Annotated in this window: 12 protein-coding genes and 1 rRNA gene; 9 read left to right on the forward strand and 4 right to left on the reverse strand. The window is 70.8% G+C overall.

Translation table 11 applies throughout. The features are described from left to right. The first annotated feature begins 136 nt into the window (after positions 1-136). Positions 137-1,990 carry a dihydroxy-acid dehydratase gene (ilvD, locus tag AB0I54_RS15615; protein WP_363296496.1) on the forward strand — a complete coding sequence of 618 codons (1,854 nt, stop codon included), beginning with the start codon at positions 137-139 and terminating at the stop codon, positions 1,988-1,990. Between the two features lie 55 nt (positions 1,991-2,045). Here the strand turns inward: ilvD and AB0I54_RS15620 are convergent, their stop codons facing one another. Beyond that, on the reverse strand, positions 2,046-4,211 hold the full coding sequence (locus AB0I54_RS15620; protein ID WP_363296497.1) for a serine/threonine-protein kinase: 2,166 nt from the start codon (positions 4,209-4,211) through the stop codon (positions 2,046-2,048). A 181-nt stretch (positions 4,212-4,392) separates the two neighbouring features. Between AB0I54_RS15620 and AB0I54_RS15625 the strand changes: the two genes are divergently transcribed. The 3 genes from AB0I54_RS15625 to AB0I54_RS15635 all read left to right on the forward strand — a co-directional run bounded on the left by AB0I54_RS15625 (position 4,393) and on the right by AB0I54_RS15635 (position 6,153). After that, positions 4,393-4,719, forward strand: coding sequence for an SH3 domain-containing protein (locus AB0I54_RS15625; RefSeq protein ID WP_363296498.1), 327 nt, complete (start codon positions 4,393-4,395; stop codon positions 4,717-4,719). Between the two features lie 43 nt (positions 4,720-4,762). Continuing rightward, positions 4,763-5,287: an EamA/RhaT family transporter gene (locus AB0I54_RS15630; protein WP_363296499.1), complete on the forward strand. Its 525-nt coding sequence runs from the start codon at positions 4,763-4,765 to the stop codon at positions 5,285-5,287. 89 nt (positions 5,288-5,376) lie between these two features. Beyond that, positions 5,377-6,153: a class I SAM-dependent methyltransferase gene (locus AB0I54_RS15635; protein ID WP_363296500.1), complete on the forward strand. Its 777-nt coding sequence runs from the start codon at positions 5,377-5,379 to the stop codon at positions 6,151-6,153. On the opposite strand, the gene AB0I54_RS15640 is transcribed toward AB0I54_RS15635, so the two are convergent. Next, positions 6,130-7,560 (reverse strand): SulP family inorganic anion transporter, encoded by a 1,431-nt coding sequence (locus AB0I54_RS15640; protein ID WP_363296501.1) that lies wholly within the window; start codon positions 7,558-7,560, stop codon positions 6,130-6,132. The genes AB0I54_RS15635 and AB0I54_RS15640 overlap by 24 nt on opposite strands. A 228-nt stretch (positions 7,561-7,788) precedes the next feature. On the opposite strand from AB0I54_RS15640, the gene AB0I54_RS15645 reads away from it, so the two are divergent. The 3 genes from AB0I54_RS15645 to proC all read left to right on the forward strand — a co-directional run bounded on the left by AB0I54_RS15645 (position 7,789) and on the right by proC (position 10,341). Beyond that, entirely contained in the window at positions 7,789-8,580 is a 792-nt protein-coding gene (locus AB0I54_RS15645) for an ABC transporter ATP-binding protein (RefSeq protein ID WP_363296502.1), read from the forward strand. Then, positions 8,577-9,350, forward strand: a complete 774-nt coding sequence (locus AB0I54_RS15650; RefSeq protein WP_363296504.1) for an ABC transporter permease — start codon at positions 8,577-8,579, stop codon at positions 9,348-9,350. The genes AB0I54_RS15645 and AB0I54_RS15650 overlap by 4 nt, the downstream gene beginning before the upstream one ends. A 178-nt stretch (positions 9,351-9,528) precedes the next feature. Beyond that, on the forward strand, positions 9,529-10,341 hold the full coding sequence (gene proC / locus AB0I54_RS15655; protein ID WP_363296505.1) for a pyrroline-5-carboxylate reductase: 813 nt from the start codon (positions 9,529-9,531) through the stop codon (positions 10,339-10,341). Positions 10,342-10,371: 30 nt separating this feature from the next. Here the strand turns inward: proC and AB0I54_RS15660 are convergent, their stop codons facing one another. After that, positions 10,372-10,956: a cysteine hydrolase family protein gene (locus AB0I54_RS15660; protein WP_363296506.1), complete on the reverse strand. Its 585-nt coding sequence runs from the start codon at positions 10,954-10,956 to the stop codon at positions 10,372-10,374. A 75-nt stretch (positions 10,957-11,031) separates the two neighbouring features. On the opposite strand from AB0I54_RS15660, the gene AB0I54_RS15665 reads away from it, so the two are divergent. Continuing rightward, positions 11,032-12,033, forward strand: coding sequence for a helix-turn-helix domain-containing protein (locus AB0I54_RS15665; protein WP_363296507.1), 1,002 nt, complete (start codon positions 11,032-11,034; stop codon positions 12,031-12,033). On the opposite strand, the gene trpS is transcribed toward AB0I54_RS15665, so the two are convergent. Continuing rightward, positions 11,973-12,998 carry a tryptophan--tRNA ligase gene (trpS, locus tag AB0I54_RS15670; protein ID WP_363296508.1) on the reverse strand — a complete coding sequence of 342 codons (1,026 nt, stop codon included), beginning with the start codon at positions 12,996-12,998 and terminating at the stop codon, positions 11,973-11,975. The genes AB0I54_RS15665 and trpS overlap by 61 nt on opposite strands. An 832-nt stretch (positions 12,999-13,830) precedes the next feature. Between trpS and AB0I54_RS15675 the strand changes: the two genes are divergently transcribed. Continuing rightward, a 16S ribosomal RNA gene (locus AB0I54_RS15675) occupies positions 13,831-13,914 on the forward strand; the annotation flags it as partial.

Genomic DNA, 13,914 nt, shown 5'->3' on the forward strand with positions numbered 1-13,914 from the left:
GGTCCCGTCGGTCCCGTCGGACCCCGAGATGCGCATCCCGTATTCCGGACGCCTCGTCCCGAACCCTGGATGACCGGCGTACGCTCGTTGGCAATCAGAAGTCTCTCTGATCGCAGTCTCTGAAGGAGCGAGCGCGATGCCCGAGCTGAGGTCCCGCACAGTCACCCACGGCCGCAACATGGCGGGCGCCCGCGCCCTTATGCGCGCCTCCGGTGTACCCGGTGCGGACATCGGCCGGAAGCCGATCATCGCGGTCGCCAACAGCTTCACGGAGTTCGTGCCGGGCCACACCCACCTCCAGCCGGTCGGCCGGATCGTCAGCGAGGCGATCACCGAGGCGGGCGGCATCCCGCGTGAGTTCAACACGATCGCGGTGGACGACGGCATCGCGATGGGCCACGGCGGCATGCTGTACTCCCTGCCCTCCCGCGACCTGATCGCGGACTCGGTCGAGTACATGGTCGAGGCGCACTGCGCCGACGCGCTGATCTGCATCTCCAACTGCGACAAGATCACCCCGGGCATGCTGCTGGCGGCCCTGCGCCTGAACATCCCCACGGTCTTCGTCTCCGGCGGACCCATGGAGTCCGGCCGCGCGACGCTCGTCGACGGCACGGTCCGCACCCTCGACCTGGTCGACGCGATCTCCGACGCCGTCAACGACAGGATCTCGGACGAGGACATCGTCCGTATCGAGGAGAACGCCTGCCCGACCTGCGGCAGCTGTTCCGGCATGTTCACCGCCAACTCGATGAACTGCCTCACCGAGGCGATCGGCCTGTCCCTGCCCGGCAACGGCTCGGTCCTCGCCACCCACACGGCCCGCAAGCAGCTGTACGTCGACGCGGCCCGGACCGTCATGGACATCACCCGCCGCTACTACGAGCAGGACGACGAGACGGTCCTCCCGCTCAACGTCGCCACCTTCGCGGCCTTCGAGAACGCCATGGCCCTCGACATCGCGATGGGCGGCTCCACGAACACGATCCTGCACCTGCTGGCGGCGGCCCAGGAGGCGGGCGTGCCCTTCGGCCTGGAGCAGATCGACGCGGTCTCGCGCCGGGTGCCCTGCCTGGCGAAGGTCGCCCCGAACGTCGCCAAGAACCGCACGTACTACATGGAGGACGTGCACCGGGCCGGCGGCATCCCCGCCCTGCTCGGCGAGCTGCACCGCGCGGGCCTGCTCAACGAGGACGTGCACGCGGTCCACAGCCCGTCCCTGGCGGACTGGCTGAAGACCTGGGACGTGCGCGGCGGCTCCCCGTCCCCCGAGGCCGTGGAACTGTGGCACGCGGCCCCCGGCTGCGTCCGCTCCGCCGAGGCCTTCTCCCAGTCCGAGCGCTGGGAGGCGCTGGACGACGACGCCGAGGGCGGCTGCATCCGCTCGGCCGAGCACGCGTACTCCAAGGACGGCGGCCTGGCCGTCCTCAAGGGCAACCTGGCCGTCGACGGCTGCGTGGTGAAGACAGCGGGCGTCGACGAGTCGATCTGGACCTTCGAGGGTCCGGCGGTGGTCTGCGAGTCGCAGGAGGAGGCCGTCGAGAAGATCCTCAACAAGCAGGTCACCGACGGCGACGTGGTGGTCATCCGCTACGAGGGACCCAAGGGCGGCCCGGGTATGCAGGAGATGCTCTACCCGACGTCCTTCCTCAAGGGCCGCGGCCTGGGCAAGACCTGCGCCCTGATCACCGACGGCCGTTTCTCCGGCGGCACCTCCGGTCTCTCCATCGGCCACGCGTCCCCCGAGGCGGCCTCGGGCGGCACGATCGCCCTGGTCGAGGACGGCGACCGCATCCGCATCGACATCCCGGCCCGCACGATCGAGCTCCTGGTCGACGAGGCCGAGCTGGCCCGCCGAGAGCAGGCGCTGGGCGGGGCGTACGCACCGAAGAACCGCGACCGCAAGGTCTCGGCCGCGCTGCGCGCCTACGCGGCGATGGCGACCAGCGCGGACAAGGGCGCCGTCCGTGACGTGACCAAGCTGGGCTGACACTCCGGCCGCCGCAAGGGGCCGCCTCCCTCCGCGGGGGCGGCCCCTTCGCATGTCACCAGGCCGAGGGGTCTCGCGCGTCCAGGGCGAAGACGGTGCCGTCGGGGGCGGTGGCGCAGACGCGCCCGTTCTTGATCACGGGGGCGGGCAGCGCTGCCACGACCTGCCCCGAGTTCGCGCCCAGCCGTGCCGGGGTCTGCCCGACGAGTCTGCCCTTGCGGGCGTCGACGGCGAGCAGCCGCCCGTCGCCCGCGGTGAAGAAGACGTGGTCGCCGTCGGTGACCGGCACCGAGCCGCGGGTCACCGAGGTCTCCAGATGCCACAGCGACTTGCCCGCCGCCATGTCCACGGCCTCCAGGGAGCCGCCGGTGGCCAGCAGATAGACCACGCTTCCCCGCACGGTGCCGTGGGCGCCCGCCGCCTTGACGGGCAGCGCCACACGACGCGCCGTCCCGGAGCCGGGGGAGTAGCGGACGACCGCCGACGTCTCCCCGTAGACAGGGTCGACGGAGAGGAAGAAGAGCGAGCCGTCCTCGGCGCCGAACGGCGTCAGCGTCCCCTTCAGCCGGGCATCCCACCGCACGTCACCCGTCAGCGGATCCACGGCCGTCACCCGTGTGCCAGAGCCGTCGGCGGACGTGCTCGTCGCGTACGCCAGCGGGTCACCGGGGAACGAGACGAACACCGGGCGGCTCTGGCCCGCGATCCGGCCGCTCCACCTGGTGCCGCCCGACGCGGCGTCCAGCCCCGTGACCGTCCCGTCGGCAGCCGTGAGCAGGGCCGTGCCGCCGACGTAGCGCACCGTCGTGGACTCCGGCAGACGCCGCTTCCAGACCTCCTTGCCGGTAGCGGGGTCCAGCGCCGCCAGACGCGAGCCGCCGTCGGTGTAGGGCTGGATCAGACCGGCCGCCAGGACCGGCGGGCTGCTGGTGGTCCTCGTGGCCACCGAGTGCCGCCACAGCAGCTTCCCGTCGACGGGGGAGAGCGCGAAGATCACGCCGGGCTGCGCGCAGAGCAGCTTCTTCGCGCCGTACGCACAATGCGGCATCCCCGCCGCCTCGGGCGCCGGCTTGGTGTGCCAGGCGCTGAAGGCGGCCGCGCCGGTACGGGGACTCGTGCTCGTCGGCGCGGGTTCGCTGCCGCCGAATGCCTGGACCGAGGCCAGCGCGGCAGCCACAGCGAGTCCGAGCGCGCTGATGCCCAGCGCCGCCTTCCGGCCCGCGCGACGCCTGGACGGCCGTCCGGCTTCCGCGGCCTTCTTCGCTTCCTCGGCCGCCGCGGTTTCCCCGCTCTCCTCAGCGTGCCCGGCCGACTCGGCCGACCCGGCAGGGGGCTTCGGAGCAGGTCCTTCCGTGGTGCGCTGAGTGGGTATGAACGCCTGGGTGTCGTACGACGCGGCCACCGACCGCAGTTCGCGCATGAGCTCGTCCGGAGTGGGCCGGTCCTCCGGCTCCTTGGCGAGACAGCGCATGACCAGCGGCGCGAGACTCTCCGGCACCCCGGTCAGGTCGGGCTCGTCGTGCACGACCTGGTAGGCGACGATGTACGGGCTGTCGGAGTCGAACGGCCCGCGCCCGGTCGCCGCGTGCACCAGCACCGAACCGAGCGCGAAGATGTCGGCGGCCGGCCCGACCTCGCGCGGCCGCCGGAACTGCTCCGGCGCCATGAAGGGCGGAGTGCCGATCAACTTGCCGGTCTCGGTGCGCAGTTCGCTGTCCTTGGGCCGGGAGATGCCGAAGTCGATGACCTTCGGCCCGTCCTCGGCGAGCAGCACGTTGCTCGGCTTCAGGTCCCGGTGCACGACCCCGACCCGGTGGATGTCGCGCAGCGCCTCCGCGAGCCCGGCCATCAGCCGCCGCAGCTGCGCGGCGGGCATCGGACCGTTCCGCTTGACGTGATCGGACAGTGTGGGGCCGGGGATGAACAGCGTGGCCATCCAGGGCCGTTCGGCCTCCGGGTCGGCGTCGACCACGGGCGCGGTGAAGGCACCGCTGACCTTGCGGGCCGCGGCCACCTCCTGCCGGAAACGGCCCCTGAACTCGCGATCCCTGGCGAACTGGGCGTGTACCACCTTCACCGCGAGCTTCAGCCCGGAGGTGCTCCGGGCCAGGTGCACCACACCCATGCCGCCCGAGCCCAGGCATGACTCCAGACGGTAGTGACCGGCGTACTCGGGAAGTTCCGCTTCCGCGCCCGCTCCGGTGTTGCGCTGTGGCGCCATGGGACCACCCCCGTGCTGTTCGTCCGCGCGCGCGACGCAGGGAGCCTAGTCGATGATTCGTACGAGTCCGAGGCGGCTTGCTAGCCTCCGCGTGCGTGTTGCACAAGGTTGTTTCGTGACGCGCAAGAGGGGAATGAACGGGACCCCATGACAGTCATGGGGCCAACGGGGGAGGAATCGTATGTCTGTTGACCGTGTCGAAGAGGTCGAGGGAGCCGGCGAGGGGGAGGCCGTGGCGACGACGGCCGCGGCGGCGTCGCTGCGCTACTACTCGGTCGCCCCGGGCCTCAGGCTCAATGTCCGCAGCGGCCCGGGCACCAGCTACAACATCGTCCGCGTCCTGCCCGAGGGCGCCAAGGTCGCGATCTACTGCCAGTCGCCGGGCACGTGGGTGTCGGGCTACTACGGCACCACGAACATCTGGGACAACATCGACAACGGCGAATACGTCTCCGACGCCTACGTGAACACGGGCAGCGACGGCTACGTCGCCCCGCGCTGCGGCTGACCCCGTACGGAGCCCGCGGCGACCGCGGAGCCATAATCGTCCCGTGAGCGACGAACCCGGCACCACGGACACCCCCGCGGGCTCCCCCGACACCGGCGGCACCCCCGGCGGGCCCCGCCCCGAGCCCCTGCGCTTCTTCGGCACGTCCTGGGTGAACCACGACAGTGGTTACGCGGGCCGGCGTGCCGCGGTGGCCGCGGGCTCGCTGGCCGCGGCCGTCGCCTCCGCGTTCGTGCTCCGCTTCGCCTACCAGGGCCTGCAGATCGCCGGCACCGGCTCCTTTGTGAACGTGCTGGTCGTGGCGATGTTCGCGATCTGCAGCGCGCTCGCGTTCCGCAACACCTGGGACGGGTTCGGCAAGCGCCTCGACCCCGACCGTCAGGCCTCCCTGCGCGGGCTCCTGGCCGTCGGCTTCATCGGCTCGCTCCTCGCCTACTTCTTCCGCTCCCTCACCGAGGCCCCGGGCGAGAAGCTCCACCGCGAGGAGTACGACAAGGCGCGCGCGGAGTACGAACGCCGCTCCTCGCGCCGTACCGGGAACCCCTCGAAGAAGCGCCGGAGGATGTAGCGCGCCGAAGGGCCGGAGGAAGCAGCCCGTCGGCGTCGGCCGCGGAAACTCCCTGTCGTCGCGTGCCCCTTCCCGACCACCATGGCCGTATGACCACGTCGCCGCAGCCCTCCCACACCGACCGGGCCCATTCCTTCAACGCCGCCGCGGCCCAGTACGCGGCGAACCGCCCCTCCTATCCGCCCGCCCTCTTCGACGCCGTCGAGGAACTCGCCGCCCGCCCCGTCGCCGGTGCCCGGGTCGTGGACGTGGGCGCCGGTACCGGTATCGCGACGGTGCTGCTGCGGGCCCGGGGTGCCGATGTGGTCGCGGTGGAGCCCGGTGAGGGCATGGCCGCCCAGTTCCGGCACGCCCTGCCCGGCATCCCGATCGTCCGGGGCAGCGGCGACGCGCTTCCCCTGGCCGACGCGAGCGCCGACTTCCTCACCTACGCCCAGGCCTGGCATTGGACGGACCCGGCCCGGTCGGTGCCGGAGGCGCTGCGCGTGCTGCGGCCGGGCGGCGCGCTGGCGCTGTGGTGGAACACCCACGCCCTGGACGTCGAGTGGATCGCCGAGGCCGCCGGGCGCGCCGGCCGTTTCTTCGGTATCGACGTCGCCGCCGAGAGGGAGCGGGCCGCCCGGACCGAACTCGCCGACCCCAGCGGCCGCCTGCACTTCACGCGCCGTGAGGTCCGCTGGAGCCGCCGTGTCCCCCTCGCCACCCATCTCGCCAACGTAGGCAGCCACTCCGCCTTCCTCGTCACCCCGCGGGAGCCCCGGACCGCCTTCCTCGACGAGGAGCGCGCCCATCTGCTGAAGGTCTTCCCGGACGGCGTCGTCGAGGAGACCTACGACGTCCTGCTACTGGTGGCCACCCACACCTGACCCGAGGGCTGTCCGCTCGGCGGCCCACCCCTCCAGGGCCGCCGCGCACGCCCGGTCCACATACCGCAGCCCGCCCAGCTCCAGCCTCACCTCCCGGTCGCGCGGCACCGCCTCCAGCGCGTCCAGCAGCTTGGGCAGCCGCAGGAACGTCGCGTGCCCCAGCACCCGCACGACGATCCCCGCCTCTCCCCGGTCCTCGCTCTCCACATGCACATGGCCGACCTCCCACGCGGTCTTCGCCACCGCCAGTACGAGGCCGACCAGCACCCCCTCGAACAGGTTCCCGACGACGATCACGATCGCCGTCACCGCGAGCACCACCACCTCTCCCCGATGTCCGCGCCACAGTCCGCGCAGTTCCCGCACCGGCACGAGCCGGCACCCCGCGTGCACGAGCAGCCCGGCCAGCGCCGCCACCGGAACCACCCCGAGCGCACCGGGCAGCAGCGCCGTGAACAGCAGCAGCCACGCCCCGTGCAGCACGCGCGACGCCTTCGTGCGGGCCCCCGCCTGCACGTTGGCCGCGCTGCGCACGATCACCGCGGTCATCGGGAGCGCACCCAGCACCCCGCACACCGCGTTCCCCGCTCCCTGTGCGATCAGCTCCTTGTCGTACTCCGTGCGCGGTCCCTGGTGCAGCGGGTCCACCGCCGCCGCGCTGAACAGGGACTCGGCGGACGCGATCAGCGCGAAGGCGACGACGGTTCCGAGCGCGCCCACTTCCGTCAGCCGGCCGAAGTCCGCCGCCTCCGGGAGCCGTACGGCATCCAGCACACCGCGCACCTCGACGCGCTGTACATCCAGATCGAACAGCCAGGTCACCGCCGTCGCCCCGGCAACCGCCACCAGTGGCGCGGGCAGCAGCCGGGCGCCCCGCCGCCAGCGCGGCCACAGCAGCAGTACGGCAATGGTGGCACCGCCCACTGACAACGCCACCGGTCCCGCCCGCCCGGGCAGCGCCACCAGTCCGGCGATCTTCGCGAGCCCGCCCGCCGGAGCGGCCGCGTCCCCGAGCGCATAGACCTGCCCGGCCACCAGCACGAGCCCGATCCCGGCGAGCATCCCGTGCACGACCCCCACCGACACCGCCCGGAACCACCGCCCGAGCCGCAGCAGTCCCAGGCTGATCTGCACCAGCCCGGCCGCGAGCACCAGCACCCCGAGCGCCTCGATCCCGTACTCCTGCACGACCTCGTACACCAACACCGTCAGCCCCGCCGCCGGGCCGCTCACCTGCAGGCTGCTGCCCGGCAGCGCCCCGGCGACCAGCCCGCCCACTATTCCGGTGACCAGCCCCAGTTCGGCTGGGACACCGGAGGCCATGGCCACACCCACACACAGTGGCAGTGCGACGAGGAACACAACGAGGGACGAGAACAGATCGGCCTTGCCTACGACACGGCGCATGACGGCAGTACCTCCGATGACGAGGGACGCGAAGCCTGTGAGGGCGCGAATGGCAGTGAAAGCCATTGTCGGTAAAGGGAGTTGGCGATCCGCCCGGTTTGTGTGCCCACCTGGTGAAGACGGGTGCGCACGAACGGACCGCACTCCTCCGGCCCACCCCGCAGCGCCCGCGTGCCACCGAACGCACCCCACTTGACGGCACCCCGCCCCACGAGCACTATTCATCGCATGATGAATTACTCGTCCGGGCCACCGGAGACCCCGGCCGTCGAGGCCACCGCCCTCACGGTCGTCCGTGGTCCCCGCACCGTCCTGCGCGACCTCGACTTCACCGTCCCCCGCGGACAGATCACCGGCCTGCTGGGCCCCTCGGGATGTGGCAAGTCGACGCTCATGCGCTCGATCGTGGGCACCCAGGCCAAGGTCACGGGCACCCTCCAGGTCCTCGGTCGCCCCGCCGGCGACCCCTACCTGCGCACCCGCATCGGCTACGTCACCCAGGCCCCCTCCGTCTACGACGACCTGACGGTCCGCCAGAACCTCGCCTACTTCGCGGCGATCCTCGACCCCGGCCGCGCCGCCGCCGAACGCCGCCGCGAGCACGTCACCCGGGTCATCACCGACGTCGACCTCACCAGCCACGCCGACGCCCTCGCCGGCAACCTCTCCGGCGGCCAGCGCAGCCGCGTCTCCCTCGCGGTGGCCCTGCTGGGTACCCCCGAACTCCTGGTCCTCGACGAACCCACCGTCGGCCTCGACCCGGTCCTGCGCCGCGACCTGTGGAACCTCTTCCACGAGATAGCCACCACCCGCGGCGCCACCCTCCTCATCTCCTCCCACGTCATGGACGAGGCCGAACGCTGCCACCGGCTCCTGCTCATGCGCGAGGGCGAGATCCTCGCCGACGACACCCCCGACGCCCTGCGCACCCGCACCGGAGCGGACACCGTCGAAGGGGCGTTCCTGCACCTGGTGGACGAGGCGGTCGCCGCAGGCCGCACCAAGGAGACAGCCCGATGAGCACCACCACAGCGCCCGCCCCCACCAGCGCCCTGAACCTCTCCCGGACCACCGCCACCGCGGCCCGGGTGCTGCGCCAGCTCCGCCACGACCCGCGCACGATCGCGCTGATGATCCTCGTCCCCTGCCTGATGCTGTTCCTGCTCCGCTACGTCTTCGACGGCAGCCCCCGCATCTTCGACAACATCGGCGCGTCACTGCTCGGGATCTTCCCGCTGATCACGATGTTCCTGGTCACGTCCATCGCCACCCTGCGCGAACGCACCTCGGGCACCCTCGAACGGCTCTTCGCCATGCCCCTCGGCAAGGGCGACCTCATCGCCGGCTACGCCCTCGCCTTCGGCGGCCTCGCCATCGTCCAGTCGGCACTGGCCACCGGCCTGGCCGTGTGGTTCCTGGGCCTGGACGTCACGGGCTCGGCATGGCTGCTGCTCCTGGTCGCCCTGCTCGACGCGCTGCTCGGCACCGCCCTCGGCCTGTTCGTCTCCGCCTTCGCGGCCTCGGAATTCCAGGCGGTCCAGTTCATGCCCGCGGTGATCTTCCCCCAACTCCTGCTCTGCGGCCTGTTCACCCCCCGCTCCAACATGCACCCCGTCCTGGAGGCCATCTCCGACGCCCTCCCCATGTCCTACGCCGTCGACGGCATGAACGAGGTCCTGCGCCACACGGACATGACGACGACCTTCGTCCGGGACGTCCTGATCGTGGCCGGCTGCGCCGTACTGGTACTGGGCCTGGGAGCAGCCACATTGCGACGCCGGACGGCATAGGCGCCCACAGCCACAGCGGCACCCCGCCGGCTCGGGCAAGCAAGACCCACCCCCTAGTCACCAATACCCACCCCATAGCCCCCTGGCCCCGTTCCGACCACCGGACAACCAAGGCCTCCCCTGCGCACCGGTGCGAGGATGAACCCGGACGACGCAACCCCCGGAGGGCACCCGCACCATGACCCAGAAAGTCGCAGTCCTCGGCACCGGCAAGATCGGCGAGGCCCTGCTCAGCGGAATGATCCGAGCCGGCTGGGCCCCCGCCGACCTCCTGGTCACCGCCCGCCGCCCCGAACGGGCCGAAGAACTCCGCACCCGCTACGGAGTCAGCCCCGTCGGCAACGCCGAGGCCGCCAAGAACGCCGACACCCTGATCCTCACGGTCAAGCCGCAGGACATGGGCGCCCTCCTCGACGAACTCGCCCCGCACATCCCCACCGACCGCCTGGTCATCAGCGGCGCCGCGGGCATCCCCACCTCCTTCTTCGAGGAGCGCCTGGCCGCGGGCACCCCGGTCGTCCGTGTCATGACGAACACCCCCGCCCTCGTCGACGAGGCCATGTCCGTCATCTCCGCGGGCAGCCACGCCACCGCCGACCACGTCGCCCACGCCGAGGAGATCTTCGGCGCCGTCGGCAAGACGCTCCGCGTCCCCGAGTCCCAGCAGGACGCCTGCACCGCCCTCTCCGGCTCCGGCCCGGCCTACTTCTTCTACCTGGTCGAAGCCATGACCGACGCCGGCATCCTCCTCGGCCTGCCCCGCGACAAGGCCCACGACCTCATCGTCCAGTCGGCGATCGGCGCCGCGGTGATGCTCCGCGACAGCGGCGAACACCCGGTCAAGCTCCGCGAGAACGTCACCTCACCCGCGGGCACCACCATCAGCGCCATCCGCGAACTGGAGAACCACGGCGTACGAGCCGCCCTCATCGCCGCCCTCGAAGCCGCCCGCGACCGCAGCCGCGAACTGGCCTCCGGCAAGAAGGACTGACCCGGAACCGTCCCCGACGGGGGCGGCACCTCAGCCCGCCGCGTCCACGATCTCCCTCGTGGTCAGCACCCGCGCGAAGCCGCCCCCGTGCAGGGACACCGCCGACGCCCGCGCCAACTCGTCCGCGGTGCGCCGCCAGCCGAATGGCCCCTCCAGGTCGAACGTGTACGTCGCGTCGTAGGCGACCAGCACGTCGAACCCGAGATTGCCGCCCATCCGGGCCGTCGTCTCCACGCACATATTGGTCTGGATCCCGGCCAGCACCACCTGCGCGATCCCCTGCGCCCCCAACCAGGCCGCCAGATCCGGCGTCCCGAGGAAGGCCGAGTTCACGGTCTTCGTGATCAGCAGCTCACGGCCGGCCCCCTTCCCGCGCCGCTGCTCCACATAGTCCTTGAAGTCATTGCCCACGTACCCCGGCCGCAACGGCGACTGCGGCTTCGACGAGTCGTGCCGCACGAAGACGACCGGCCGCCCCGTCGACTGCCACTCGTCGATCAACGAGGCGATGTTGTCGTCCGCCCCGGGGTTGTTGCGCGGCCCCCAGAACCCGGCCTCCTCGAAGCCCTTCTGAACGTCGACGACCACCAGTGCTGTGTTCTCTGCGATCTCCATGCCCTCGATCCTGCCGCCGCGGGCACGCACGTCCCAGAAGGGCAGAAGACAGCGATCGATGGTTTACTGCCACACGTGACCGCAGCCCCGTACCGCGTGGCCCTCGTCTCCTTCCCCGGCATCCGCGCCTTCGACGTCTCCGTCATCACCGAGGTCTGGGGCACCGACCGCACCGACCGCGGGGCCCCCGCCTTCGACCTGCGCAGAGTCGCCACCGACACCACCACCCCCATCCCCATGCGCGGCGGCTTCGCCCTGCACGCCGACCGCACCCTCAACTGGCTGAACCGAGCCGATCTCATCGTCGTCCCCGGCCTCGACGACCACCTCACTCCCGCACCCGCCCCCGTCCTCGACGCACTCCGCCGCGCCCACGCCCGCGGCACCACCCTCGCCGCCCTCTGCGGCGGCGCCTTCACCCTCGCCCAGGCGGGCCTGCTCGACGGCCGCCGAGCCATCACCCACTGGAACCTCGTCGAGCTCCTGCGCTTGCACCACCCCCGTGTCGCCGTCGTCCCCGACGCCCTCTTCATCGAGGACGACAACATCTGGACCGCCGCCGGCACCGCGGCCGGCATCGACCTCTGCCTCCACCTCGTCCGCCGGTCCCACGGCGCCGAGGCGGCCGCCACCATCGCCCGCTCGATGGTCACCGCCCCCTTCCGCACCGGCACCCAGGCACAGTTCATCGAGCACCCCACCCCGCGCGCGGACCGCGACGCCGACACCCTCGCCGCCGTACAGGAACACGCCCTGCGCCGCCTCCACGAACCGCTCACGGTTGCCGATCTGGCCGCCCGCGCGGGCATGTCGCCGCGCACCTTCGCCCGCCACTTCACGGCCGCCACCGGTACGACACCGCTGCGCTGGCTCCTGGACCAGCGCATCGCCGCGGCCCAGAAACTCCTCGAACGCACCGACCTACCCATGCCCGAGGTCGCCCGCCGCGCCGGCTTCGGCAGCGAGGTCACGATGCGCCAGCACTTCGCATCGCGCCTCGCCACCAGCCCGCGTGCCTACCGGGCCGCGTTCAGCGCGGGCTCCGCCACCGGCGGCAGCAGCCCGATCGCCCGATAAGCGGTATCGACGGTCGGCCGCGCCATCGCCCGAGCCTTCTCCGCACCATGCCGCAGCACCTCCTCCACATATCCCGGATCGGCACACAACTCCTTGTGCCTGGCCTGCACGGGCCTGAGAACCTCGACCACCGCCTCCGCGGTGTCCTTCTTCAAAGCGCCGTACGACTGATGAACGTCCGCCAGTGACTCAGGGTTCCCGCCCGTGCACGCAGCGAGAATCTCCAGCAGATTCGTCACCCCCGGCCGCCCCTCCCGGTCGTACACGACCTCCCGCCCGCTGTCGGTCACGGCCCGCATCACCTTCTTGCGCACCACGTCCGGCTCGTCGAGCAGATAGACGATGCCCGGCCCCGAATCGTCCGACTTCCCCATCTTCGACGTCGGCTCCTGAAGGTTCATCACCCGAGCGGCCACCCGCGGAAGCGTCGCCTTCGGTACCACGAACGTGTGCCCGTACCGCTGGTTGAAGCGCACCGCCAGATCCCGGGCCAGCTCCACGTGCTGCGCCTGGTCGTCCCCCACCGGCACCTCGTCCGCCCCGTACGCCAGGATGTCCGCCGCCATCAGCACCGGATACGTCAGCAAGGACAGCCGCACACTCCCGCCCCTGGCCCGCTCCCCCGCGGCCTTCTCCTTGTACTGGATCATCCGCCGCATCTCGCCGTCGGTCGCCACGCACTCCAGCACGTACGACAGCCGCGCGTGCTCGTCCACATGACTCTGTACGAACACGGTGCACAGCTCGGGATCGAGCCCCGCCGCGAGCAACAGCGTCGCCCCCTGACGAGTGAGCCTGCGCAACCGTGCCGGATCGTGGTCCACGGTCATGCCGTGCAGATCGACGATGCAGAACACCGCGTCGGCCTGGTGCTGGTCCACCGCGGCCCACTGCCGCATGGCTCCCAGATAGTTCCCCAGCGTCAGGTGCCCGGTCGGCTTGATCCCGCTGAATACCCGTGTCATCCCTGCTCCACCTCCTGGTCGAGACCGCCGTCCCGGCCGGCCGGCCTCAGGAGCCCTGGAGGGGGATACGAGAACGGCCGCCGAGGCGGCGGCCGTTGAGTACATACGTGAGTACGGCCGCCGTCAGGCGGCCCACCACAGCTGGGTGCACGTACGCGTCATCACGTGGCCCAGGGTACCCCCCCCGGGGCGTCACCTGGCCGTGAGTTGACACACCCCAACCGGATACGTAGTGTTCTCCGAGTTGTCCGACGTGAGCACCGACTCCGGTCGGTCCCCGGACAGCCATTCCGCAGGTACCAACCATCAAACGGTGATCCGTCGCCGCGTGCTTTGGCGTGCGTATTTGCGAAATGAGGAATCCGCGTTCGAAAGGGCGTAGGCCCCGATTAGCTCGGGCGCCGGGAATCCGCTAAAGTCTCACTCGTCGGAACGGCCCAACGGCCGCGAAGACAAATCCCGCTGACTGGGAATCAGGCCCGAAAGGATCTGATAGAGTCGGAACCGCCGGAAAGGGAAACGCGAGAGCGGGAACCTGGAAAGCACCGAGGAAATCGGGTCGAGAAAAGATCTGATAGAGTCGGAAACGCAAGACCGAAGGGAAGCGCCCGGAGGAAAGCCCGAGAGGGTGAGTACAAAGGAAGCGTCCGTTCCTTGAGAACTCAACAGCGTGCCAAAAGTCAACGCCAGATATGTTGATACCCCGTCCGTCGGACATTGTGTCCGATGGTCGAGGTTCCTTTGAAATAACACAGCGAGGACGCTGTGTGCGAGGGGACTATTCCTCCTCTCGCACCGCTCTCGTGGTGTTCATCCCGATTACGGGAAAACATTCACGGAGAGTTTGATCCTGGCTCAGGACGAACGCTGGCGGCGTGCTTAACACATGCAAGTCGAACGATGAAGCCCTTCGGGG

This window comes from Streptomyces sp. NPDC050625 (assembly GCF_040654755.1).
Lineage (GTDB): Bacteria > Actinomycetota > Actinomycetes > Streptomycetales > Streptomycetaceae > Streptomyces.

Coding starts and splice junctions, on each gene's coding strand:
- ilvD (WP_363296496.1), top strand. CDS start 137: ATGCCCGAGCTGAGGTCCCGCACAGTCACCCACGGCCGCAACATGGCG.
- AB0I54_RS15620 (WP_363296497.1), bottom strand. CDS start 4,211: ATGGCGCCACAGCGCAACACCGGAGCGGGCGCGGAAGCGGAACTTCCC.
- AB0I54_RS15625 (WP_363296498.1), top strand. CDS start 4,393: ATGTCTGTTGACCGTGTCGAAGAGGTCGAGGGAGCCGGCGAGGGGGAG.
- AB0I54_RS15635 (WP_363296500.1), top strand. CDS start 5,377: ATGACCACGTCGCCGCAGCCCTCCCACACCGACCGGGCCCATTCCTTC.
- AB0I54_RS15640 (WP_363296501.1), bottom strand. CDS start 7,560: ATGCGCCGTGTCGTAGGCAAGGCCGATCTGTTCTCGTCCCTCGTTGTG.
- AB0I54_RS15645 (WP_363296502.1), top strand. CDS start 7,789: ATGATGAATTACTCGTCCGGGCCACCGGAGACCCCGGCCGTCGAGGCC.
- AB0I54_RS15650 (WP_363296504.1), top strand. CDS start 8,577: ATGAGCACCACCACAGCGCCCGCCCCCACCAGCGCCCTGAACCTCTCC.
- proC (WP_363296505.1), top strand. CDS start 9,529: ATGACCCAGAAAGTCGCAGTCCTCGGCACCGGCAAGATCGGCGAGGCC.
- AB0I54_RS15660 (WP_363296506.1), bottom strand. CDS start 10,956: ATGGAGATCGCAGAGAACACAGCACTGGTGGTCGTCGACGTTCAGAAG.
- trpS (WP_363296508.1), bottom strand. CDS start 12,998: ATGACACGGGTATTCAGCGGGATCAAGCCGACCGGGCACCTGACGCTG.